This is a genomic window from Acinetobacter sp. A1 (assembly GCF_012371315.1).
Lineage (GTDB): Bacteria > Pseudomonadota > Gammaproteobacteria > Pseudomonadales > Moraxellaceae > Acinetobacter.
In genome coordinates this window covers 84,664-104,943 of sequence record NZ_JAAZQY010000002.1, presented here as the reverse complement: position 1 = coordinate 104,943, position 20,280 = coordinate 84,664, and the positions used below count along the sequence as shown (strand labels likewise).

Below are 20,280 nucleotides of genomic sequence, written 5' to 3'. Positions count from 1 at the left end.
TCGGACTAGATGGTATGTTTAAACCAATCTCGCTATATATAGGGTTGAGATATACGCGCGCACGGCGCAGTAACCACTTTATTTCTTTTATTGCCTTAGTTTCAATGATCGGTCTAACTTTGGGTGTTGCCGTCCTCATTACCGTACTTTCGGTGATGAATGGTTTTGATCGCGAGTTAAAAAATCGTGTCTTGGGAATGATACCTCAAGCCACTGTTTCATCAACACAAATTTTAACAAATTGGCCAGAACTTGCAACGAAAGTTGAGCAGCATAAGCATGTAGTTGGGGCTGCTCCATTTACCCAATTACAAGGCATGTTAACTGCGCAAGGTCAGGTTTCGGGCATTATGGTGACGGGGATTGAACCCGAATACGAAAAGAAAGTTTCGATTATTCAAAACCATATGGTTGCAGGCAGTATCGATAATCTTAAAAAAGGTGAGTTTGGTATTGTCTTAGGCAAACAGATGACCGATGCCTTGGGCTTAGGTTTAAATGACAATATCACACTGGTTTTGCCTGAAGCGACACCCTCACCAGCAGGTGTAGTACCACGTTTTAAGCGCTTCAAAGTGGTAGGTATTTTTAGTATTGGTGCAGAAGTTGATTCAATGATGGGCTATATTGCCTTGAATGATGCATCTACTCTGTTGCGTTTACCCGATGGTGCACAAGGTGTGCGTTTAAAACTGGATGATATTTTTGCTGCGCCACAAGTGTCTCAAGACATCGTACAAGATTTGCCAGCGAACTTCTATGCTTCGGACTGGACCTATACCCACGGTAATTTATTCAGTGCCATTCAAATGGAAAAGGCGATGGTCAGCCTGTTGTTATTCCTGATTGTTTTGGTGGCTGCTTTTAATATTGTGTCTTCATTGGTCATGGTCGTGACTGATAAAAAGTCAGATATTGCAATTTTAAGAACCTTGGGGGCATCGCCAAGTACCATTACTAAAATCTTTATGGTGCAAGGGACTGTCATTGGGGTGATTGGCACCGTGTCGGGGGCAATTTTGGGTATTATTTTTGCTTCAAGCATTAGTGGCTTTATTGCATGGTTGAATAATCTTTTTGGGCTTAACTTGTTTGATGCTTACTTTATCAACTACTTACCTTCATATTTAAGATGGCAAGATGTGGTGGTGATTGTAAGTCTGTCGTTAATTTTAAGTTTCTTGGCAACTATTTACCCTGCGTTACGTGCAGCAAAAATTCAACCTGCAGAGGCATTGCGTTATGAGTAAAATTGTTCTTGAAGCGAAACAAGTTTCTAAGCACTTTACCGATGGCAAAACTACTGTGGAAGTGATTCGTGGATTAGATTTACAGGTACAGCAAGGGCAGTTTGTGTCGATTGTGGGTGCAAGTGGTTCAGGGAAAAGTACTTTGCTGCATGTGTTAGGTGGTTTAGATCGACCAAGTACAGGTGAGGTATTTTTAAATGGGCAGCGTTTTGATAATTTAGGTGAAGCAGAGCGTGGTTATCTGCGTAATCAGTATTTAGGCTTTGTCTATCAGTTTCACCATTTGCTGCCTGAGTTTACTGCGTTAGAAAATGTTGCAATGCCGCTGATGTTACGTGCAGGTACGCAATTTAAAGAAGTGAAAGCACAAGCAGAATACTTGCTAGAACGTGTCGGTTTATCACACCGTTTAACCCATAAACCTGGCGAATTGTCGGGTGGGGAACGTCAGCGTGTTGCCTTAGCACGTGCTTTGGTCGCCAAACCTGCACTGATGCTTGCCGATGAACCCACAGGTAATTTAGACCGTAAAACTGCAGTCAAAGTGTTTGAACTTCTGCGTGAATTGCGTAGTGAAATGAACATGGCTATGTTGATTGTGACTCACGATGAAGAGTTGGCGAAATCTGCCGATATCATTTTGCACATGCAAGATGGTGTTTGGGTAGATGGTTAAAAATTCTTAAATTTGACCATGCCCTTATTAACCTTAACGTAGGTCACTGTGGATACTTGAGCTAAGCTACATTAGTGGAATAAGACTCTTTTATTGAAGCCCGCTTCGGCGGGCTTTATGATGCTTGCCAATAAAAATAATAAACTGAATTTTCATGCTGCAATTTATTGGGCTAGCTTGGGTAATGGGAATTGCCTGTGTTGGAATACGTACTTCATTTTTTCCTTTTGATACTCTAAACGCATTACCACGCGTGCTGGTATTCATTTTTATATTGTGTATTGGGCTGCAAGTTTATGTGCAGCAGCGTTTGCCTTCCGTGTACTGGAAATTATTGAATGGGGTTTTGGCCAGTCTATTGTGTTTTATTTTAGGCTGGCTTTACGCAGATTCACAGTTACAGCGGCGTATGCAATGGCGTGAATTGCAACGTGACACTACAGAAGTTATCGTCTATGTAGGGCAATTAAACCAGTTAAAAGACAACAGTGTTTCACAACCTGTTGAGGTGCTGAATCGACATCCACAAACAGTCACATGGCTTGCGACTTTAGCTCAAAATTCAGTATTACCCGACTTAGAATTAGGTCAGTATTATAAGCTCAGTGGTACGGTTTACCCTGCGCATAGCTATGCGACTGCAGGAGTATTTGATGTAGAGCAATGGTATTTGCAGCAAAATATCATGGGCAATTTTCGGGTAACTCATGTCCAGTCTATTTCTGCCGAACAGATTTATAGCATGGGTCTGAGCAAGCATTGGCGTGCACAACACACGCTTTGGGCAAAATTTCGGCTGTGGATAGAACAACAGCGTTATCAAATTCGAGCATTTATTCAACAGCAGTCTCTACAACATAAAGGTCTGCTTTTAGCGTTACTCACGGGCGATAAAAGTCTGTTATCTAGTGAAATTGAAGATCAATTTCAACGCTTTGGGATTAGTCATTTACTGGCAATTTCGGGGCCGCACGTACTGATTTTTGCGGCAATGCTGTGTTGGGGTTTGGATCGCTTAATTAGGGGTTATCGCCCGCATTACTATTTGTGGATGCCTAGACAATACCTATTGTTGTTGCCGTTTTTAAGCTGTGTAGGGTTATACACGGCATTTGTCGGTTTTGAAATTCCAGCACTCAGAACTTTGTTGATGTGCAGTGTCGTCACAATAATGTTGCTGCTGAAGCAAAAAATAAGCAGTTTTGCCTTACTGATTTACAGCGCTGCTTTGTTGCTCTATTTAGATCCTTTGAGAGTATTGTCAGCAGCATTTTGGCTATCTTATGGTGCATGTTTTATTTTGCTGCGAATTTATCAGAGCCTGCATCATCAACCCAAACGTATTTATCTCAGTCGCTGGCAACAATTCTGGCAGGGCTTTAAAATTTTAGTTGAATCGCAATGGAAAATATTCATTGCCTTGTTACCACTGGTGATTGTGTTTTTTAAGCAAGTCTCTTGGATTGCTCCTTTAAGCAATATCGTGGCCATTCCTTTCATTGGGTTAGTGATTGTACCCTTAGATATTTTGGCAGGTCTTAGCTTTTTTCTATTTGAGCCATTGTCAGCAGTATTGTTTCAACTGAATGATAATTTACTGGCTTTGTTGTTACTGATATTTCGAGGTATAGACGCTTTATTTGCACCACAGCTATCTAGCATCGCAATGTCGGCTGCAGTTTATATTTGTTTATGTATAGGGTTGTTGTTGCTGTTTTTACCACAATCAGTTTTGCCTAAGACTTGGGCTGCCTTATGCTTTGTACCCCTCATTTTAATTGACCCGCAACGACAAAAGTTTGAGTTGGTGGTGTTGGATGTCGGGCAAGGGCAAGCCGTATTTCTGCGTTCTGGTTCGTACAGTATGATGATTGATGTGGGCGGATATTATGACGAAAGCAAGTTTAGTGTCGGGCAGCAGATTATACGTCCATTTTTATCTGTGCAGGGCATCAGTACGCTAGATCATGTAATGCTCACGCATTTAGACCAAGATCATAGCGGTGCTTTTGCTTATTTGAAAAATGAAATCAATATCCATAAGGTTAGTGCCAATCAAGCGGTGAATGTGACTGAAAATACCCAGTTTGAATTTTGTTACCAAGGGCAACAATGGAATTTACCACATCAAGTACGCATACAGGTACTCTCTCCAAAACCAAGTCAGTTACAGTATGCCGCACAGCAGCAGAATGAATACGCTTGTGTGCTACATATTCATGTGCCAAATGCACAACCTTATCAGGACTTTTTGCTGATGGCCGATACAGGCTGGGCAACTGAATATCAAATTTTACAGGATTATCCTGATTTAAACGTGGATGTTTTAATTTTGGGGCATCATGGCAGTAAACACAGCTCTGCTTATGATTTTTTAGCACATTTTCGGCCTAAACTGGCTGTGGCATCGGCAGGTTTTGACAATCGTTATGGGCATCCTAGCCCTATCGTTGAGCAACGTTTGGTCGATCTGAATATTCCATTCATGTATACGGCTCAGCATGGAAGTTTACGTTTTTATTTAGATGCGCCACACCGCATGCTTATACAGCCGTATCGGCAACAGAAGTTGTGGCTGCAGCGTTAACTTGATTCTGAGCTTGCATGCGCACAGCTTGAACATCAGCCAAGGCTTCATGCGTAGGCTTGTGATAAACCCCGCGTAAATCTGGATGGGCTTTGTATCGTTTATAACTCCAATGATAATGCGCAGGATAACGACGAATTAGGTCTTCAATTTCACGGTGAATAATTGCTGTACCAGCATTGGCATGACTTTCATAAATTTGTTCGTCAATCGCTTCGATATGAATATCAAAACCCTGATTTTCATTTCTCAATGCATATAAAAGTAGGGCGCTGGCTTTAGTTTTTTGAATTAGTTTGGCACTTAAATTGCTCGATTCCAAAGGGATGCCAAAAAATGGAATCATTTCACCGCCCACATTGGGAGTATGATCAGGCAGAATCACCGTAGTACCGCCTTGTTTCAGGGCTTTAAAAATCTGACGCACGCCAGACTCATCGGTTGGAACTAAATTCGCCTGTTCACGGCTACGTGCCTGACGAACAAAGTCATCTGCAGCAGGATTTTTCACTGGCTTATACATAATGGTCATTGGGGTAAATTGTGCAATCCATGCATTCATAATTTCCCAAGTGCCAAAATGCGGCACAATCAACACCACGCCTTTTTGTTGGGCAAGTGCTTCTTGTAATAAATCTAAACCGTGTACTTGATGAATTCTTTGAATATTCTTTTGATTGCTTGAGCCCCAAATATGAAAAAACTCAAAATAAGAGGTGAGTTCGTTACGAATCGCTTGTTGGGTAACGAGTTTACGTTGCTGAGCGTCTAATTCAGGAAGTGCAATTTGTAAATTCAGTTCAATGGTTTGTGAGGTTTTACTTAAACGTAGACGATTGACCAAAAAAGCCAACGATTTGGCAAAAACACGCGCAACAGACAAAGGTTGACGACTGACAAAATGCAGCAAGCGCGATAAAGACGTTGTAGGTGCAGGTTGGGTCATAACGACAGCGTCAATTGGTCAAAAGAATAAAGATGCGAAATATTATAGGAGAAAATACAGGCTTTAGACAGTTTTTGCCAATTCCGTGTATATAATGGAGCAAATTTACTATTTTTTGGATTGTTTCATGTCCGATTGGCCACCAAAACCACAAAATGAATCACAGCAAATCCCACCACATGCACAGCAGCCAACAGGCAATGAGTGGAAACTATTAGAAAAAGCAGTTTTAGCCTCAGTTGAAGAACAACGTCGTGCACGTCGTTGGGGAATTTTCTTTAAGTTTTTAACTTTTGCCTATGTTTTTTTGCTCTTGGTCATTATGGGCAAAGGTTGCAGTACCACGACGACGAATCCATCTGCAGCGAGTCCGCACATTGCAGTGGTCGATATTGTTGGAACGATTGCATCAGATAAGCAAAGTGTGAACAGCAACGACACCATTAAGTCGCTGAAAAAAGCCTATGAAAATAGCAATAGTAAAGCCGTAGTGCTGAACATTAATTCACCTGGCGGCTCACCTGTACAGTCCGATGAAATCTGGCAAGAAATTCAATATCTGAAAAAACAGCATCAGGATAAAAAACTGTATGCTGTCATTGGCGATACTGGTGCCTCAGGTGCCTATTATATTGCCTCTGCTGCCGATGAAATTATTGTCAATCCATCTAGTTTGGTGGGTTCAATTGGTGTAATTATGCCAAATTACGGCCTGAGTGGTTTAATGCAAAAAATGGGTGTGGAAGATCGCACTATGACTTCGGGTGAAAATAAAGCCTTGTTGTCGATGACGCAACCTGTCGATCCTGCACAGAAAAAGCATGTGCAAGCAGTATTGGATAATGTGCATGGTCATTTTATTCAAGCGGTGAAAAATGGACGTGGTGCGAAACTGAAATCACAAGATCCTGCAATTTTCTCTGGTTTATTCTGGACAGGTGAGCAAGCAGTTACACTGGGAATTGCCGATAAAATTGGTAGTCTAAATAGCCTAAAGCGTGATTTAAACCTTGATAAAGCTGTGAATTATACGATTGAACATAGTCCTTTAGACTCTGTATTAGGTCGTATGGGGGCCGCAGTGGGAGAGGGTTTTGCCACTTCAATTTCTCAACAGATTCAGACTGAGCAAAACGCGAAATTACAATGAAACCACTGATTCATTTTGCACATGCCAATGGCGTGCCATCAAAGGTCTATCAAAAACTCTTTGATTCACTTAAAGATGATTACGATGTGATTGATGTTCCGTTGTTAGGGCCAGATAAGCGTTATCCAATTGATAATCATTGGCATAGCTTAACCCAGCAAGTGATTGACAGCATTGTACGTCAATCACAAGGCCGTAAAGTCATTGCGTTAGGGCATTCTTTAGGTGCGGTCTTGTCTTTTCAAGCAGCTTTGCAACGTCCTGAGTTGTTTGAGCAAGTGATTATGCTCGATCCACCTTTAATTATGGGTAAGGCTTCAGTGTTTTTGCATTTTGCTAAAATGTTGAAACTCAAAGCGGTTGATCAAATGTCACCCGCAGCTTTGTCTTTGCGACGTCGTGATCATTGGGAGAGCCGTGCGCAGGCTGCAGAATTATTGCGTCCTAAAGGTTTTTACAAAGACTTTGATGCAGACTGTTTTCAGGCCTATATTGATTTTGCGTTAACAGAAGACAGTGTGCGTGGTGGGGTAGAGTTGACCATTCCAAAAATGGATGAAGTCAATATCTTCAGAACCAATCCATCGCTTTGGTGGTTGCCGCAGTCTAAGCCGCAAGTGCCAATGCAATTGGTAATTGCAGAAAAAGGGCCATTTTTAAAGCCTGGTTTTCCACAGATTACTTCTAAGAAATTTGGGATACCGTATCAGGTTACGGCAGGCGGGCACATGTTCCCCTTAGAAAAGCCTATAGAGACTGCGCAGCTGATTAAAGACTTAATTCAAGCCCAGCAAACAAAAGCAAGCGTGGTGTAAAAAGATACTTGTTTGCATCGTGTATAAAAAACGCCTGATAACAGGCGTTTTTTATTTTGTATCCATTAAGCCAATTGCTTAAACACGGCAAAACTGTACTGGTTGCTGTAACAGCTGCTGACGATACATCACGCCTTGCGCGGTGTGTTCAAGGCTACCATTGCAAATCCATTCAACCACTTGTGGGTAAATTAAATGTTCCAATACATGTACGCGGTTGGCCAAACTTTCAGGAGTGTCATGCAGATTTACCTGTAATACACCTTGTGCGAGTGCTGGACCTGCATCTAGTTCGGCTGTGACATAATGGACTGTACAGCCATGCAAGGTATCACCAGTATTGAGGACACGTTGATGGGTATGCATGCCCTTATAATGTGGCAAGAGTGAAGGATGAATGTTGAGCATTTTTCCTTCCCAAGCCTGCACAAACTTGGCACTTAAAATTCGCATAAAGCCCGCAAGAACAACTAAATCGACATTCCAGGCCAGCAATTGCTGATGCATCACCTCATCAAAGGTTTCACGGTCAGGGTATTGCTTATGTTCAATGACTGCGGTTGGAATACCTGCATTTTGCGCACGGGTGAGGGCATAGGCATCAGGCTTATTGGAAATAACCCCAACAATTTGCCCTGAAAGATTGGCATCTATCAGGGCTTGTAGGTTACTTCCGCTGCCTGAAACAAGAACAGCTATTTTGATCATGGGTGTTGAATCACGCAAAAATTACGCGAATTTTTTCATCTGCGCCTTCAACAGATTCGGCATTGTCTTGAATGCGACCCATTACCCATGCTTTTTCGCCTAAGCTGTTGAGAAGTGCTACAGTTTTGTCTGCATCATTGGCATCTACTGCAACAACCATCCCTACACCACAGTTAAAGGTACGATACATTTCAAACTGTTCTACACCACCTTCGCGTTGTAATAGTTTGAATAGTTCAGGCCATTCCCAAGAAGATTCATCAATCACTGCTTGTGCACCATTTGGCAATACGCGAGGCAAGTTCCCAGGTAGGCCGCCACCAGTGATGTGTGCCATAGCATGCACATCTACTTGTTTGCATAATTCAAGCATAGATTTAACATAAATGCGTGTTGGTTCCATGGCAACGTCAGCAAGTGGACGACCATCAACCAGTTGAGTTAAATCAACATTTTTTACGTCTAAAATTTTACGAAGTAAAGAGTAACCGTTCGAGTGCGCGCCTGAAGATGCAACACCAATTAAAACGTCACCCGCTTTTACTTTAGAGCCATCAATAATTTTGCTTTGCTCAACCACGCCCACACAGAAGCCTGCAAGATCGTAATCTTCACCTTCATACATGCCTGGCATTTCTGCTGTTTCACCACCTACAAGCGCACAGCCTGCAAGCTCACAGCCTTTACCAATACCTGTCACAACATTGGCAGCAACGTCTACATTTAAGTGACCTGTTGCATAGTAGTCGAGGAAGAATAAAGGTTCAGCACCACATACCAGCAAATCGTTTACACACATTGCGACTAAGTCTTGACCAATGGTGTCGTGGCGATTTAGGTTCAACGCTAAACGTAATTTAGTCCCTACACCATCTGTGCCAGATACGAGGACAGGTTCTTCATAACCTTTCGGAATTTTACAAAGTGCGCCAAAGCCACCTAATCCACCCATCACTTCAGGACGAGTAGTACGCTTAGCAACAGATTTGATACGATCGACTAACGCGTCGCCCGCTTCAATATCGACACCAGCATCTTTATAGCTTAAACCAGTGGTAGGGTTAGAAGTTGAGTTGCTCATAATGAAGTCTCCGCATTCGCGGGGCCGATTATACCTGAATATACGAAACTCTTATGTTATTTATGCGCCAAAATGCTATCTTTATTCAAATATTTTAGCTTCTATAACGAATAAACTGAAAAAAGGCGAATTTCTATGGTCGATCGTACCTTGCGTCGCATTTTTATCCTGTCTGGGATAGTTCTGCTCCTTTGGGTGCTGTACTTATTAAAACCGGTTGTCATTCCTTTTGTGGTCGCATTTTTCATGGCCTATTTATTTAGTCCATTGGTGGAAAACTTGTGCAAAGTCGGTTTGCCGCGCTGGTTGTCAATCAGTATTGTATTTATTGGAATTGGTATCGCGCTGACGCTTGCTGTTTGGTACATCATTCCATTGGTTTGGAAACAGTTGATTATTGCGCGTGACAGTATTCCTGTAGGTATTAACTGGATTAATTCGACCTTTTTGCCTTGGGTGTCGTCCACCTTCAATATTGAAGAAATGGAAATTGATACTACGCACATGACCACAATTGTGATGGATTATGTGCAGACCAATTACAGTGCCGATAGCATTCAAGCAATGGCCTTGCGTGTTGCACAGTCTGGACTGAATTTTATCCAGATTGGGGGGACGGTCGTACTTATTCCAATTATCGCTTTCTATTTCCTGTTGGATTGGCAGCGCATGCTCGACAGTTTACGTCGTTTAATTCCACGTCCGTATGAGCAAAGCACTTTGACTGTGGTGCAAGAATGTCACAGTGTTTTAGGCGCATTTGTGAAAGGTCAGTTTTTGGTGATGATTTTGTTGGGTGTGGTCTATGCCACAGGTCTACAACTGATTGGTTTAGAGGTTGGCTTAATTATTGGCATGATTGCTGGTCTGGCCAGTATTATTCCATATTTGGGTTTTGCCGTAGGAATTGTTGCTGCAATCATTGCCACTTTCCTGCAATTTGGGATTGATTGGATGCAATTGGTCTTGGTGCTGGTGGTGTTCATGATTGGGCAGGCCGTGGAAGGCTACATTCTGCAACCATTTTTATTGGGTGACAAAATTGGACTTTCACCTGTTGCGGTGGTTTTCGCAGTTTTGGCAGGTGCGCAGCTCGCAGGTTTTATGGGGATGTTGATTGCCTTGCCAGTTGCTGCGGTGATTGTGGTCCTGCTTCGTCATTTGCGTGATTATTACGAAAAAAGTTACTTATATGGACAACCTGTGGTGGTGTCTGAAGATGCAGTATCGGGTGATATTAGTATTGAAACCTCACAAGTGCATATTGATATCGAACTTGACCCTCATGCTGCAAATTCACTGCAACAGACTGAAAAATCAAGTAAGATAAAACCCTCAGATCAGCCAGACTCCTAGGTGATTACAGTTATATGCGTCAACTGCAGTTAGACATCGAGCCTCAATTAGATGCACGGATCAGTGATTTTTCTGGTCCGGGTTGGGGGCACGTCATTGATGCAGTACGACAGCTTCATGCAGGACTGGTCAATCGTTTTTATGTCTATGGTGGTGCAGGTACAGGTAAAAGTCATTTGCTGTCTGCAATTTGTGATTCATATTTAGAAATTGGCAAATCTGCCATTAAAGTGTCTTTACTTGAGTTGCTCGATGCCCCAACCGAAGCAATCACGTCTTTAGATCGCTATGACTTGGTGGCTTTAGATGATATTGAAGCGATTAGCGGTGTGCCACATTGGCAACGTGCAGTTTTTCATTTAATCAACTACAGTAATGAAGTGGGTGGTCAGTTGGTATTTTCCTCCCGTTTTGCACCGATTGAATTGAAGTTGGAATTACCCGATTTACAATCACGTTTGACGCAAGCGGTGAGTGTTAAAGTACCTTCGGGCAGTTTATATGCAGACCGACAAGCACTGGTGAGTTCGGTGCTGGAACGTCGTGGCATCCTGATTGATCCACAAATTATTGATTATTTGTTATTGCATGGGCCACAACAAACTTCTATCTTGCTGCAAAACCTTGAGCAGTTGGTGCAATTACTCAAAGGAGAAAAAACAAAATTAAGTGGCGCCAATTTGCGTCAGATTTATGCGCTGATTGACGAATATCGGTAAAAATTAAAATTACTTGAGAATTTGCTCGAGCTGTGCGAAATTATTGGGAAAATAATTCGAAGTTGCAGGGAATTTGCAACTAAAGAAGAAAAAAAACAAAGAAAATTACAAGGAGTACGCTTATGCTCAAGCAGAGCATCGGCATTGGTATGCTGTTTATCGCAGGTCATGCATATAGTAGTAATATCATTGTCACCACCACTGCAGACACAAAAGCAGATGATCAACAATGTTCTTTGCGTGAAGCCGTTGAATATATTAATTTAGGAAAGCCTGAACAAGGCCATTTGGGATGTGGTGGTGAAAATGCCTCCAATGTGATTTTATTAGAAAAAAAAGCGATTTATCAGTTAGATCAGCAACTTAAAATTACTGAAAGCCTGGAAATAAAAACCACTTATGACAGTAGTTTTAATGACAAAACCTCGCCAGGATTAAATAATGCCATTATTCAAATGCGTGGGAATGGTCGGATTTTCCATGTTGATGATAGCCAGGATCGTTTCGTAAATGTGTCACTGAAAGAGCTGACATTAGAAGGCTGTGGAGAGGAGCGCTGCCGTCAGGAACAAGGCGGTTTAATTCTGAATAATGAAAATTTAAATTTAGAGTACGTAAAGCTGAGTAAAGGTATTGCCAATCAAGGTGGTGCAATTTATAACTTGGCGCAAATCACTACTGATCTTGATCGTGTTGTTAGAGGCTTAATGCAGGTAAAAAATAGCCTGTTTGAAAATAACCAAGCGCAAGATGGCGGTGCCATTTATAGTAAAATTCCTAATTTTACAGTAACTTCATCGGTTTTTAAGAGCAATAAAACTACGAATTCAAACTCTGCCAATTTATATGCAGCTAGCAGCACAGCAGATGAAAATACCCAAGTTTTTTCAAATGATGTGAATAAGGTGACAAGTAGTACCTTTATTGCTAATGAAGGGTATGTGTTGAATGTCCTTGATGGTATTGGTGTTAATAATGTCAGCATCCTGGGGAACACGCGCGGTATTTATTTAAATGCCCCTTTGGGTAAAGGCTATGTAGCGAACAGTATTGTTTTGGCGAACCCACATCCAGTGAATAGCATGGCTTATAATTGTACCCAAGCAGGTTCAGATGCCACCGTATTACAAAATAATCTAGTTGGTGCAGGTTGCAGTACGGGTGATGCGAATTATCCAAACAGCGTATGGACAGGTAATACCATATTCGCAGGCAATATGCTTGAAGGGGCATGTAAAACACTGAGCGAAGATGCTGCGGCCTTATTTTGTCCATACCATGTGCCTGAAAATGCGTTCTTAGGTTTTATTCGTCCGCGTGTATTGCTGACTGATCAAAGTTTGCAAGATTCTCTAGTGGTGAATAAAGGTCAACTTGCTAAAGCAGGGTTGCCTATGCAGGGGTGTACATCAGCCGATCAGCGTGGGATGCAACGTGAATTTGATAGTACGTTATGCGATCGCGGTGCAATTGAGGTAATGGTGCCTGCATCTAGAGGCTTAATCGGTCAAGATATTCTGGCTGGTCAAATTGCAAAAATGACAGTGAGTGACTTGCTCGGTGACAGTGACCTTGTGCCTAAAGAGTTTTGTGATCAAGTCTATCCGACGAATCCAACAGGGCAGCCTTGGCAAGCCGGATGTGTACAAATTGAACAATTAGATACCCGCTCTAAAGGTAAGCTGACGATTGATGAGTCTGGCAACTTGGTTTACACACCAGATTCTGCTTGGCATGGGGCAGATGTTTTTAAAATTAAACTGGTCACGAGCACAACGCGTTTTAATAGTACTTCTCCTTATATGGAAGTGAAAGTTCAAGTCATACAAGAACATGAAAATCGCATGGAAAGCGATAAATTAAATGTTTCAGGTGGTGCGTGGAGCGCTTACGGATTAATGGCTTTATTGGGCTTGTTAGGTTTACGCCGTAAAAAAGCATAAAGGATAAATATGAAAAATAATAAAAAAACACTGTTAGGGATAATGGTGCTGTCAGCGATGTCGCTTATGGCCGCGGATGATCGTGTTATTCAGGTGACGACTTTTGAGGATCAAAATGGTGAAGATCTAAACAATTGTTCCTTGCGTGAAGCCTTAGTCGCAGCCAAGAAAAATATTGCTTTTGGTGGATGTAGTGCAGGTAATACAAACCGTGGTAGTACCGACTATATTCAGTTGAAGGAAGGCGAATACATTTTAAACTCTGAGTTACGTCCTGAATCTATGGTGAGGATTTATGGTGCAGCTGCTTTAGACTATAATCAGCGTGATCCGCTGACACATCGTTATCCTTCTATTGCGCTATTAAAAACCAGTATTAATGCACAAGGTAACAGTCGTATTCTGAATACTTCGGATACTCAAGCCAGTGTAGCCTTGTATGATCTGGTACTCAAAAATGGTAATGCCAATGGTGGTGGTAATCTTAATGCTAAAGATCAAGGCAAAGGCGGTGCTGTTTTTGTAGCAGGGCCATTGTCTGCAAATAATATAGAAATCCAAAACTCAAAGGGCGAACAGGGTGGTGCAATATATGTAGTTGCGCATCAGACCGAACGTCAGGTTAATTTGGAAAATGCATTCATTCATGATAACCAAGCAAAAGTAGGAAGTGTTCTGGCTATGGATTGCCAGGCTAATCTAGTCAATACACGTTCTGTTATTCACGTAAATCGTAGCAGTATTATCCAGAATGGGTCTACAGATAGTCAGAGTACATTTGATCTTTGTGGGCAGCCAGATCTTAAAGTAAGCACAAGCACAATTGCAAAAAACCAGGCAAATGCTAATCAAGGACATATTTTTAATCTAGTTCATTCTGATCAGCATCCTTTAAGCACATTGTCTCAAGTATCTTTAGAAAGTAATACTATTGTTGAAAACCAAGCATTCAGTACACTGTATTATGATCAGCATCCGCGTATCGCACTCTTTTTTAATATGTTGGCCTTTAACCAAGGTAAATCTTGCCGATCTGCTCAAGATTTAAATCAGCAGCAACTCAATATCGTTACTGTACGCAATGCAATATTGCCAGCGAGTGCGACTGCAGAACAAGGTGAGTGTGATTTACCTGAAAAGGCTAGTAGTAGCTATGAATTGAGCAAGAATATTGATTTAACAGGCTTAAGTTTTGATCAGTTGCTTCAGCCTTTACAAGAACCTTCGGCTTATAACTTATTCTTGCCACTTTATTATCCAAAGCGTGGTGTAGACCCAAGTAAAGACTTGATTGATGTCGAAGGTTTTGGTTGTGCCGAAGAGGACCAACGTGGTTTGGCACGGGTTAGTAACGCGACACTCACTTTAAATCCGGATGCAAAAAATAGCTGCGACATTGGTGCTGTCGAAGTCATGCGTTTAAATGCTGCAGATATTACCAGTTTGAGCAATATTTCGTATGAGAGATTATTAGATGGGTATCAAGAGCAAATTGATCGTACACAGGCTAGTATAGATCAAAACAAAACCAGTGATCAGGCTTTACTGACACAGGCACGTGCTGATTTGAAAACTTTACAAGATTTGCTAAATCATACCAAAGCCAAACAACAATATCGTGCAATTTATATTGATCCATTTGCATTGGCGTTAAAGCAAGATGAGCCAACCGCAGATGGTCAGTTCGTTCAGTTAAAACAGTTAAACTCAGAGAATTTTAGTATTCAAACAGAAGCACTAGGCATAGGGGCTGTTTCTGGTACAGGAACAACGTTCAATGTAGATAAACTGACTAAAGACCCATTGTTTAAATGTGAGTGGGATGCTCAATTACAGCGTATCTTAATGTATCGTTTGAATGACAAAGTGACAGAGCTAACTGATTCTGCGTACTGTAAATATACCATTACCTCTAAATCGGACAGTAATCATCATTCATCAGGTTTACTGGAAGGGAAATTTAATAATATTCAGCCAATTGCAAAAGATGATCACATACGTATGGAATATGGGTCAGACTTGAAAGTTAGTTTTAATCCATTGGCGAATGATAGCGATGGTGGGGATGGCATAATCAGTACTTTAACTGAAAATACCAATAAACCAGCATTCTATAGAGACCATACAGGACAAGAGCTCGCAATTCGCTTTACACATATCCCTTCTAGCGTGGTGCTAACGGCAGATCGTAAAGCACCTTGTCCAGGTGATTATGCACGTGAAACCTGCTATGGAGGCAATATTCAGGTACAAGTGCGTAATAGTTTTAGCCCATTCGATTATGAACTGAGATATACCGTGTTTGATCATGAGCAGGCACTATCAGAAGAAGCGACTATTACTTTGGAGAATACAGCCAAGAACACCAACTATGAAGCCAGTAGTGGTGGTGGGGGAAGTTTGGGTATTTGGGGATTAATGACTTTACTAGGCTTGGTGGGCTATCGCCGTCACACGCGGTTCAAGTCTTAACTTAAACAGATGTTATAAAAAGAAGCCCATTTCGGGCTTCTTTTTTATGTGAGCAATTAATTATTTCTAGAAATATGCACAAAAGATTTTTGCCTTTTACGAGTATAGGTGTGCTATTTAACCATTCTAGTGATTGACGATGTTCGGTTGATATTTTTGAATATATTCTTGACGAATCAAGGGGCGTTGCTCTGGAGTAGCTTGTTGTAGCCGTTGACCTAATTCTCTGCGTTCTTGCGTACTCATTTTTTGCCAGGTTTCACGCATTTTTTGCTTTTCACTTTCAGGCAATTGGGTAAACCAATCCATGCGTTGTTGTAAAGCCACACTTTTATCTGCAGGGATTTCTTTCAGATTTTGATAACGCTTAATCAGCGCCATCTGTTCTTCTTCAGACAGCGTTTCCCAAGTTTCTGCAATTTGCGTGTCGGCGTCTTTGGAAAAAATCCAAAAACGCTCAAAACCTGCAAAACTGGTTTGCAGAAAACCAAGTGCACAAAACGCAAATACAATTCGCTTAGCTGCCATGTGGAACTTTGTCCTCACCTAACACCATTAACATTTCTAAATCTTCCACCATTTGTGGAGAAAGTTTAGGAACAGACACAGCTTGATTTTGTGGTGCTGTGGTCATTTCCATTGAGTTTGGCAAGACCACAAAACCTGCAATCGCAGCTGCCAAGGCAAAGCCTGACATTTTCCAAAGTCCATAACGCGAGCTTTTCTTGTCTTGAATATGATCTAAGACATGGTTCATGACCGCTGCTTTGTCTTGATGATGGTGAGCGAGCCCATCTAGTTTGGAAGTGACTTGTTTTAAGAAATCATCTTGTTTCATTCTGATGACCCTCCCAGATTTGGATTCATATGTGCCAAACTGTTGCGTAAGGCTTGAATGGCACGGTGATAATGTGTTTTTACACTGCCTTCAGTACAATTCATAATTTGTGCTGTGGTGTGTGTGTCAAAGCCTTCCCATGCACGTAACATAAAAGCTTGTTGTTGACGTACAGGAAGCTTTGCAATTGCTGCTTGAATTTCGTCTACAGTGACGGCCTGATCTAAAAACTCAGCTGGATTGAGTGCTTGTTCATCCACGATATCGAGTTGTTCGACGTCGTCATCATCTAAACTGACTTTTTTAAATAATGAGAAGGGATGAGTGCGTCGAGCTTCTTTGCGTCGCCAGTCTTGTAATTTGTGATTTAAAATCGTGTAAAACAGGGGATACCATTCATCTGTGGCTTTATCTGCATAAGATTTATGTAATGAAATAAAGGCTTCTTGAACTAAATCCATGGCAATGCCATGTTGTCCTTGGGTTGCACTTTCCATCATGACTAAGGCACGCCCAGTCACATCCTGCATAAAATTTTTTAGACGTTGTTCAGCCGTACTCTTTAGAGCACTCAAATTTTCCGAGTGTGACGACTTCGGGTTTAAATCCATAGAGATGGAAAATCCTGTCATTGGATACCCACCATTATTTTTAACATCATACTTATATAACGCTAAAAACAATGGTTTGGTTGACATTACAATTTATTATTTTAAGTCTAATCTATTTTTTCTACAGGGCTAGTCTATTTAAAATAAATTAACCATTTACAGACGTTGGCGCACCATTTCAAAGAAACAAATCGAACCTGCAATCGCAACATTTAAGGACTCCTGACCACCAGGTTGTGGAATGCTTACCGCTTGTGCATGCTGCAAGGCGTAGTCTGACACACCTTGTCCTTCATTACCTAAAATCCAGACGCAGGCTTTACGCAAGTTTTTGCTGTACAAGCTTTCTGCATGGTGTGAGCTGGTTACATATACCGGAATCTGAAATTGCGGTAAAACCTCTTCCAGTGTGACATTTTCAAAAGTCTGTAAGCTAAAGTGCGCGCCCATGCCTGCACGTAACACACGTGGTGACCAGAGTGATGCAGAACCTTTGGTGCAAATAATTTGTTCAATCCCTGCGGCGGCGGCAGAACGTAATATGGTACCGACGTTGCCTGGGTCTTGCACATTTTCTAAAATCAGCGTGTCTGCTTTAAAGTCCAGCGTTTGACTTGAGCTCGGTAAATCGACAATGGCTAAACAAGCTAATGAAGTACCTAAAGTGCTTAAATCTTTGTATAACGATTCACTAATGACAAATACTGCGCCAGTATATTTTGCCAAAATACGCTCATAGTCGGGATGGCTGAGTGCATGTTCTGTAGTGAAAATCGAATTGATCTTTTTATTTTCATGTAACCACGCAAGACACAAGTGCGTGCCTTCAAGCACGGTTTGTCCTTGTTTTTTACGATAGCTATTTTGCTCAATTAAACCACGTAAGTGTTTAATTTTTGGGTTATCTTTTGATTCTAAAAAAATCGTAGGCATGCGATAAAATCCACAGCAATTGGCGCAATACCAATTGCTGTTGTTGAAAAATGATTAATGATAGCTGCTGACTAAATCGACTTCATTTTTTGAACCAATAATGACAGGTACACGTTGATGCAAGTCGGTTGGTTCAATGTCTAAAATACGCACACGGCCTGTAGTTGCAGCACCACCAGCTTGTTCCATGAGCATGCTCATCGGGTTGGCTTCATACATTAAGCGTAAACGACCTGCTTTTTTCGGGTCTTTTAGGTCGTATGGATACATGAAAATACCGCTACGGCAAAGAATACGGTGAATATCACCCACCATACATGCTACCCAGCGCATGTTGAAATCTTTTTCACGTGGGCCAGTCTTGCCTGCCAAAAGCTCATCGATATAGCGTTTTACAGGCGCTTCCCAGTGACGTTGGTTAGATGCATTAATGGCGTATTCTTTGGTGTCTGCTGCAACTTGAATATTATCTGCAGTCACTAAAAATTCTTGGCTTTCCGGATCAAAGGTAAAGAACACCACACCTGCACCAACAGTGAGCGCCATCATAGTGGATGGGCCATACAGAACATAACCTGCTGCCACTTGTTGTGTGCCTGCTTGCATAAAGTCCGCAGCCTGAGTCAACGCATTTTTTGCAGGTAAAATGGAGAAAATTGTACCCACACACATATTGATGTCGATGTTGCTTGAGCCATCTAGTGGGTCAAACAAGACTAAATATTGACCATTTTCTTGAGCAGGGGTGAATTCATCTAATTCTTCAGAAGCCAAACCACCAACATTTGGGTGTTTTTGTAATGCTTCAATTAAATAATCATTTGAAATGACATCTAATTTCTTTTGTTCTTCGCCTTGTACGTTTTCATTTTGTGCACTGCCTAATACACCTGCCAAAGCACCTTTTTGTAATGTTTGATCAATAGTCTTACAGGTATTGGCAATGGTTTCAATTACTTGAGCAAGTTCGGGTGTTAAATTTCCAGTTTGTTGTTTTAGAAATTGGGAAAGGGTACGGTATGACATGACTGGAAAACTCCGAATAACTGCAAAAATGAGGATAACAATATGCTGCAATAGTTTAGATGAGAACGCGTTAAAAGAAAAATTAAACTCGACTATTTGCTGTGATTTTACCCTTGCAAGTCTTGTAGAAAGTGCTATGTTGATGTGAAGGATTTAATTTGAGATAGGAGCACAGATATGACAACGTTAAAGTTTGATGCGACTCCAACGCCGAGCGAAGGGATTAGTTTAGACGATATTTCTGAAGACAAGATGAAAGCAGCTTGGAAAGATTATGAGTCTAAACCTGAATATAAAAAGTTCAATAAGCATGATTTGATTGAATCTATGCAAACGGCTAAATCAGATGCAGAGTCGGAATAAATTGTTTTAAACGATTTTTTCAGATTTCAAACGCTCAGGATTCAACATATTCAGTTTGCTAAGTTTTTAAATTGCGATTGCATTCGTGATATAGCTGGGTTAAATAAAAAGCGCTCTTGAACAGATTGTTTCAGAGCGCTTTTTTATTGGATTTGAGAAAACACTTCTTAAAAAATCTAGAAATGCTTTCTCAAAACATAACGACCATTATTTTAATAATGGCGGAACAGCTTCATAGTTAATTTCTACACGGCGGTTTTCTTTCCAGGCATTTTCATCGTGCCCTGGATTGACTGGCATTTCTTTACCATAGCTGACTGCTTCAAGTTGACCTGCATTGACACCGTTGGTGATTAAGAAGCTTTCAACTGCTTTAGCACGACGCTCACCCAAAGCCATGTTGTATTCACGGGTACCGCGTTCATCGGTATGACCTGTAAGGGCAACTTTAGAGTTGGCATTGGCCATTAAAAATTGTGCATGTGCTTGCAAGGTTTGGTAATCGTCATTTGATAATTCGCTGCTGTCGTAGTCAAAATGCACCACACGTTTTGCTAAGAAAGCTTTGTTGGCTTCAGTAACACCTTTGGCAGATGCACCTGCAAGGTTTTGCGCACTTAAAGCGGCATCTTCACTCAAGCCTTGGGTATTGACTGTCGTTGTACCACTCGGGTTTTGGCCTGCTTGTAAGTCTGTAGCAGGTTTACGGTTTGCACAGCCTGTCATGACTAGAGCCGATGCCAAAACAGGGAGTACCAATAATTTAACTGCGTTCATCCTCATCTCCATGAAGCTTGATTTTTGGT

The 20,280-nt window shown here is 41.4% G+C and carries 19 protein-coding genes; 10 read left to right on the top strand and 9 right to left on the bottom strand.

The features are described 5' to 3' along the window. Positions 1–14: 14 nt before the first annotated feature. From HHA41_RS01300 to HHA41_RS01290, 3 genes are all read left to right on the top strand, one after another. Complete coding sequence (locus HHA41_RS01300; protein ID WP_168417760.1) at positions 15–1,250, top strand: lipoprotein-releasing ABC transporter permease subunit; 1,236 nt, start codon at positions 15–17, stop codon at positions 1,248–1,250. Next, a complete protein-coding gene (gene lolD, locus HHA41_RS01295; RefSeq protein ID WP_168460164.1) occupies positions 1,243–1,926 on the top strand; it encodes a lipoprotein-releasing ABC transporter ATP-binding protein LolD in 684 nt (227 codons plus the stop codon). Before HHA41_RS01300 ends, lolD begins: the two co-directional genes overlap by 8 nt. 154 nt (positions 1,927–2,080) lie before the next feature. Further along, positions 2,081–4,513: a DNA internalization-related competence protein ComEC/Rec2 gene (locus HHA41_RS01290; protein ID WP_168460162.1), complete on the top strand. Its 2,433-nt coding sequence runs from the start codon at positions 2,081–2,083 to the stop codon at positions 4,511–4,513. On the opposite strand, the gene HHA41_RS01285 is transcribed toward HHA41_RS01290, so the two are convergent. Next, positions 4,470–5,459: a lysophospholipid acyltransferase family protein gene (locus tag HHA41_RS01285; protein WP_168460161.1), complete on the bottom strand. Its 990-nt coding sequence runs from the start codon at positions 5,457–5,459 to the stop codon at positions 4,470–4,472. The genes HHA41_RS01290 and HHA41_RS01285 overlap by 44 nt on opposite strands. A 127-nt stretch (positions 5,460–5,586) precedes the next feature. Here HHA41_RS01285 and sppA point away from each other — a divergent pair, with 127 nt between their 5' ends. Together sppA and HHA41_RS01275 are read left to right on the top strand one after the other, a co-directional pair. Then, positions 5,587–6,609, top strand: a complete 1,023-nt coding sequence (gene sppA, locus HHA41_RS01280; protein ID WP_168460159.1) for a signal peptide peptidase SppA — start codon at positions 5,587–5,589, stop codon at positions 6,607–6,609. After that, positions 6,606–7,424: an alpha/beta hydrolase gene (locus HHA41_RS01275; protein WP_168460157.1), complete on the top strand. Its 819-nt coding sequence runs from the start codon at positions 6,606–6,608 to the stop codon at positions 7,422–7,424. Before sppA ends, HHA41_RS01275 begins: the two co-directional genes overlap by 4 nt. Before the next feature lie 78 nt (positions 7,425–7,502). On the opposite strand, the gene purN is transcribed toward HHA41_RS01275, so the two are convergent. After that, positions 7,503–8,132: a phosphoribosylglycinamide formyltransferase gene (gene purN, locus HHA41_RS01270; RefSeq protein WP_168460156.1), complete on the bottom strand. Its 630-nt coding sequence runs from the start codon at positions 8,130–8,132 to the stop codon at positions 7,503–7,505. A 10-nt stretch (positions 8,133–8,142) separates the two neighbouring features. Then, on the bottom strand, positions 8,143–9,213 hold the full coding sequence (gene purM / locus HHA41_RS01265; RefSeq protein ID WP_168460155.1) for a phosphoribosylformylglycinamidine cyclo-ligase: 1,071 nt from the start codon (positions 9,211–9,213) through the stop codon (positions 8,143–8,145). 135 nt (positions 9,214–9,348) lie between these two features. Here purM and cxpE point away from each other — a divergent pair, with 135 nt between their 5' ends. From cxpE to HHA41_RS01245, 4 genes are all read left to right on the top strand, one after another. Beyond that, on the top strand, positions 9,349–10,569 hold the full coding sequence (gene cxpE / locus HHA41_RS01260; protein WP_168460154.1) for a chloramphenicol efflux transporter CxpE: 1,221 nt from the start codon (positions 9,349–9,351) through the stop codon (positions 10,567–10,569). A 14-nt stretch (positions 10,570–10,583) separates the two neighbouring features. Beyond that, positions 10,584–11,288, top strand: a complete 705-nt coding sequence (hda, locus tag HHA41_RS01255) for a DnaA regulatory inactivator Hda (protein WP_168460152.1) — start codon at positions 10,584–10,586, stop codon at positions 11,286–11,288. 122 nt (positions 11,289–11,410) lie between these two features. Beyond that, complete coding sequence (gene rbtA, locus HHA41_RS01250; protein WP_168460151.1) at positions 11,411–13,231, top strand: rhombotarget A; 1,821 nt, start codon at positions 11,411–11,413, stop codon at positions 13,229–13,231. Between the two features lie 57 nt (positions 13,232–13,288). Next, entirely contained in the window at positions 13,289–15,703 is a 2,415-nt protein-coding gene (locus tag HHA41_RS01245; protein ID WP_252726706.1) for a CSLREA domain-containing protein, read from the top strand. 126 nt (positions 15,704–15,829) lie between these two features. On the opposite strand, the gene HHA41_RS01240 is transcribed toward HHA41_RS01245, so the two are convergent. From HHA41_RS01240 to HHA41_RS01220, 5 genes are all read right to left on the bottom strand, one after another. Further along, positions 15,830–16,231, bottom strand: a complete 402-nt coding sequence (locus tag HHA41_RS01240; RefSeq protein ID WP_168460147.1) for a DUF3106 domain-containing protein — start codon at positions 16,229–16,231, stop codon at positions 15,830–15,832. Beyond that, on the bottom strand, positions 16,221–16,541 hold the full coding sequence (locus HHA41_RS01235; RefSeq protein ID WP_168417773.1) for a hypothetical protein: 321 nt from the start codon (positions 16,539–16,541) through the stop codon (positions 16,221–16,223). Before HHA41_RS01235 ends, HHA41_RS01240 begins: the two co-directional genes overlap by 11 nt. Continuing rightward, entirely contained in the window at positions 16,538–17,152 is a 615-nt protein-coding gene (locus HHA41_RS01230) for an RNA polymerase sigma factor (protein WP_168460214.1), read from the bottom strand. The genes HHA41_RS01235 and HHA41_RS01230 overlap by 4 nt, the downstream gene beginning before the upstream one ends. Before the next feature lie 156 nt (positions 17,153–17,308). After that, on the bottom strand, positions 17,309–18,085 hold the full coding sequence (locus tag HHA41_RS01225) for an RNA methyltransferase (protein WP_168460145.1): 777 nt from the start codon (positions 18,083–18,085) through the stop codon (positions 17,309–17,311). A gap of 54 nt (positions 18,086–18,139) precedes the next feature. Next, positions 18,140–19,111, bottom strand: coding sequence for a class 1 fructose-bisphosphatase (locus HHA41_RS01220; protein ID WP_168417775.1), 972 nt, complete (start codon positions 19,109–19,111; stop codon positions 18,140–18,142). 177 nt (positions 19,112–19,288) lie between these two features. Here HHA41_RS01220 and HHA41_RS01215 point away from each other — a divergent pair, with 177 nt between their 5' ends. Continuing rightward, positions 19,289–19,474, top strand: coding sequence for an NF038105 family protein (locus HHA41_RS01215; RefSeq protein WP_168417776.1), 186 nt, complete (start codon positions 19,289–19,291; stop codon positions 19,472–19,474). Between the two features lie 207 nt (positions 19,475–19,681). On the opposite strand, the gene pal is transcribed toward HHA41_RS01215, so the two are convergent. Further along, on the bottom strand, positions 19,682–20,251 hold the full coding sequence (gene pal, locus HHA41_RS01210) for a peptidoglycan-associated lipoprotein Pal (RefSeq protein ID WP_168460144.1): 570 nt from the start codon (positions 20,249–20,251) through the stop codon (positions 19,682–19,684). Positions 20,252–20,280 lie beyond the last annotated feature (29 nt).

What these genes read in the sequence shown, in the direction of transcription:
- HHA41_RS01275 (WP_168460157.1), top strand. Translation starts at nt 6,606, where the DNA reads ATGAAACCACTGATTCATTTTGCACATGCCAATGGCGTGCCATCAAAG.
- HHA41_RS01300 (WP_168417760.1), top strand. Translation starts at nt 15, where the DNA reads ATGTTTAAACCAATCTCGCTATATATAGGGTTGAGATATACGCGCGCA.
- HHA41_RS01285 (WP_168460161.1), bottom strand. Translation starts at nt 5,459, where the DNA reads ATGACCCAACCTGCACCTACAACGTCTTTATCGCGCTTGCTGCATTTT.
- cxpE (WP_168460154.1), top strand. Translation starts at nt 9,349, where the DNA reads ATGGTCGATCGTACCTTGCGTCGCATTTTTATCCTGTCTGGGATAGTT.
- HHA41_RS01225 (WP_168460145.1), bottom strand. Translation starts at nt 18,085, where the DNA reads ATGCCTACGATTTTTTTAGAATCAAAAGATAACCCAAAAATTAAACAC.
- hda (WP_168460152.1), top strand. Translation starts at nt 10,584, where the DNA reads ATGCGTCAACTGCAGTTAGACATCGAGCCTCAATTAGATGCACGGATC.
- HHA41_RS01290 (WP_168460162.1), top strand. Translation starts at nt 2,081, where the DNA reads ATGCTGCAATTTATTGGGCTAGCTTGGGTAATGGGAATTGCCTGTGTT.
- lolD (WP_168460164.1), top strand. Translation starts at nt 1,243, where the DNA reads ATGAGTAAAATTGTTCTTGAAGCGAAACAAGTTTCTAAGCACTTTACC.
- HHA41_RS01245 (WP_252726706.1), top strand. Translation starts at nt 13,289, where the DNA reads ATGTCGCTTATGGCCGCGGATGATCGTGTTATTCAGGTGACGACTTTT.
- HHA41_RS01215 (WP_168417776.1), top strand. Translation starts at nt 19,289, where the DNA reads ATGACAACGTTAAAGTTTGATGCGACTCCAACGCCGAGCGAAGGGATT.
- rbtA (WP_168460151.1), top strand. Translation starts at nt 11,411, where the DNA reads ATGCTCAAGCAGAGCATCGGCATTGGTATGCTGTTTATCGCAGGTCAT.
- HHA41_RS01235 (WP_168417773.1), bottom strand. Translation starts at nt 16,541, where the DNA reads ATGAAACAAGATGATTTCTTAAAACAAGTCACTTCCAAACTAGATGGG.
- purN (WP_168460156.1), bottom strand. Translation starts at nt 8,132, where the DNA reads ATGATCAAAATAGCTGTTCTTGTTTCAGGCAGCGGAAGTAACCTACAA.
- HHA41_RS01220 (WP_168417775.1), bottom strand. Translation starts at nt 19,111, where the DNA reads ATGTCATACCGTACCCTTTCCCAATTTCTAAAACAACAAACTGGAAAT.
- sppA (WP_168460159.1), top strand. Translation starts at nt 5,587, where the DNA reads ATGTCCGATTGGCCACCAAAACCACAAAATGAATCACAGCAAATCCCA.
- HHA41_RS01230 (WP_168460214.1), bottom strand. Translation starts at nt 17,152, where the DNA reads ATGGATTTAAACCCGAAGTCGTCACACTCGGAAAATTTGAGTGCTCTA.
- purM (WP_168460155.1), bottom strand. Translation starts at nt 9,213, where the DNA reads ATGAGCAACTCAACTTCTAACCCTACCACTGGTTTAAGCTATAAAGAT.
- HHA41_RS01240 (WP_168460147.1), bottom strand. Translation starts at nt 16,231, where the DNA reads ATGGCAGCTAAGCGAATTGTATTTGCGTTTTGTGCACTTGGTTTTCTG.
- pal (WP_168460144.1), bottom strand. Translation starts at nt 20,251, where the DNA reads ATGAACGCAGTTAAATTATTGGTACTCCCTGTTTTGGCATCGGCTCTA.